Raw genomic sequence first — 2092 nt, 5'->3', positions numbered from 1 at the left:
GGAATGCGCGCAAGACTTCATGGCGCGGGTGGCCCGGGTGAACATCCAACAATGCCCGGTGTGCCAGCAAGGGCGCCTGGGTGTGGTGCAGACCTTGGCGAGAGCGAAACACCTGCCAGACCCGTTTGAGGGCAGCACCAGAAAAGCCAACAGCCGGGCACCACCAGCGCACGGGCCGTGATCGTGACCGTGATCGTGATCGTGATCGCTGTCTTTGTGAACACCTCAAACCCCTGGTTCAACTGCTCAACAAACAGTTGCGCCAGGGGCGGATGTGGGCGCTTGGCTGGGCTGCCCGATTGCGCCGCTCAAGGGCTGGGGAAAATGTGGCGGTGGCCGCGCAACAGACCGGAACTGTGGCCCGAAAAAGGCCTTTGCAGGCGCCCAGTCAAGCCATAATGACTTCCCATGGCGGGGGGTGAAATCATCAATCCCCTATTCGAAGAATTCCACACCACCGCCTCTGCTGCGGTTCAGCTCAACATGGAACACCCACCGCGAATGACGACATCGCCGCTGGCTGACTTGGCTGGTGCGGTAGATAAACGCTGAGTGTTGCTCACAGGAATGTCGCCTGCTGCCCAATGCCGCCTTGCCGGAGCAGTGTTCGGCGTTGGCTTCCTGCTCGTTCTTCCAGCCGTTCTTCTTGGCCCGGTCATCTTCGGCGGTGCCTCGTTGGACGCGTTGTCCGGTTGGGTCTTGCCGGCATCAATCGTGAGCGCAGCGTTTGGCGTGTGGCACCTCATTACCGCTGCCTTCGCATATGAAGAAGATCTTGAGTTCATCACTGGCTACTTCCAGGCGCAAGAGGCGGTCCCGCTCGTACTGCCCTTTGTGCTGTTCGTCGGCACGAGGTCCGTGTACCGCCGCTTCTTCGCGCCGGCGCTCGTTGCGCGGAGGCGCTGGCTCGTGCGCCGCACTGAGCGGCAGCGTCGTGAGCGTTCAGCCAAGGTCAGCGCAGGTGGAGATAATCATTTTCCCGTCACGGTGCCACGTGAGCCCTAAGGAAACTCTGCAAAACCACCCCCGAGGTATGGCAGACGTAAGTCCAGTGCAGCACACTCAGTGACCATGAAACAAAGCAGCTTTGACCTGAACCTGAGCACGCGGCGCACCCGCAAACAGGCGTTTTTGCAGCAGATGGACACCGTGGTTCCCTGGGCTGCTTTGGTTGAACTCATTACCCCGTACTACAGCGAGGGTCGCAACGGTCGCCCACCCTTTGCCTTGGAAACCATGCTGCGTGTGCACTTCATGCAGCAGTGGTTCAACCTGTCGGACCCGGCCATGGAAGAAGCCTTTTTCGACACACCGCTGTACCGCGAATTTGCCCAGTTGAGCGCCTTTGCTCGCCTGCCTGATGAGAGCACCATTCTTCGGTTTCGCCACAGACTGGAGAAGCACAAGCTGGCCGACCAGATCCTGAGCACCGTCAATGAACTGCTGGAGCGGCGCGGCTTGCTGCTCAAAGTGGGAACCGCCGTGGATGCCACCCTCATCCCAGCACCCAGCTCTACCAAGAACAAAGCCAAAGCGCGAGACCCCGAGATGCATTCGAGCCAAAAGGGCAACGAATGGCACTTTGGCATGAAAGCCCATATCGGCGTGGACGCCGACTCGGGTCTGGTGCACACCGTGCGAGGCACCTCGGGCAACGTAGCCGATGTCGCCGATGTCGCCGATGTCGCCGAGGGCAACAGTTTGCTGCACGGACAGGAGAAAGACGTGTTCGGTGACGCAGACTACCAGGGCGCAGACAAGCGCCCGGATGCCAAGGCCAGCCACCAATGGCATGTGGCCATGCGCCCAGGCAAGCGCAAGCAATTGGACAAAGAGAACAAGCTGTCCGATGCACTGATCGACCGAGTCGAGAAGATCAAGGCCGGTATTCGCGCCAAGGTGGAGCACCCGTTTCGGGTGATCAAGCGCCAGTTTGGATTTGCGAAGGTGCGCTACCGGGGGCTGAAGAAGATCACCTTGCAGCTCAAGACGCTGTTTGCGCTGTCCAATCTGTGGATGGTTCGTCACAAATTGATGGGCGCTCAGGCATGAGTGCGCCTGAAAGCCTGCAGAGGCTTCGCCAAAACGGGTC

Annotated in this window: 2 protein-coding genes and 1 pseudogene; all 3 read left to right on the top strand. The window is 59.8% G+C overall.

Translation table 11 applies throughout. From position 1 onward, the window contains the following. Nucleotides 1-181 (top strand): annotated as a pseudogene (locus Q7J58_RS02505) (hypothetical protein); the annotation flags it as partial. A 371-nt stretch (nucleotides 182-552) separates the two neighbouring features. Next, nucleotides 553-1005 carry a hypothetical protein gene (locus Q7J58_RS02500; protein WP_304822956.1) on the top strand — a complete coding sequence of 151 codons (453 nt, stop codon included), beginning with the start codon at nucleotides 553-555 and terminating at the stop codon, nucleotides 1003-1005. A 66-nt stretch (nucleotides 1006-1071) separates the two neighbouring features. Then, nucleotides 1072-2052 (top strand): IS5 family transposase, encoded by a 981-nt coding sequence (locus tag Q7J58_RS02495; protein ID WP_304822953.1) that lies wholly within the window; start codon nucleotides 1072-1074, stop codon nucleotides 2050-2052. Nucleotides 2053-2092 lie beyond the last annotated feature (40 nt).

It is taken from the genome of Hydrogenophaga sp., from assembly GCF_030656115.1.
Taxonomy (GTDB): Bacteria; Pseudomonadota; Gammaproteobacteria; order Burkholderiales; family Burkholderiaceae_C; genus Hydrogenophaga.
This window is presented reverse-complemented; position numbering and strand designations above follow the sequence as displayed.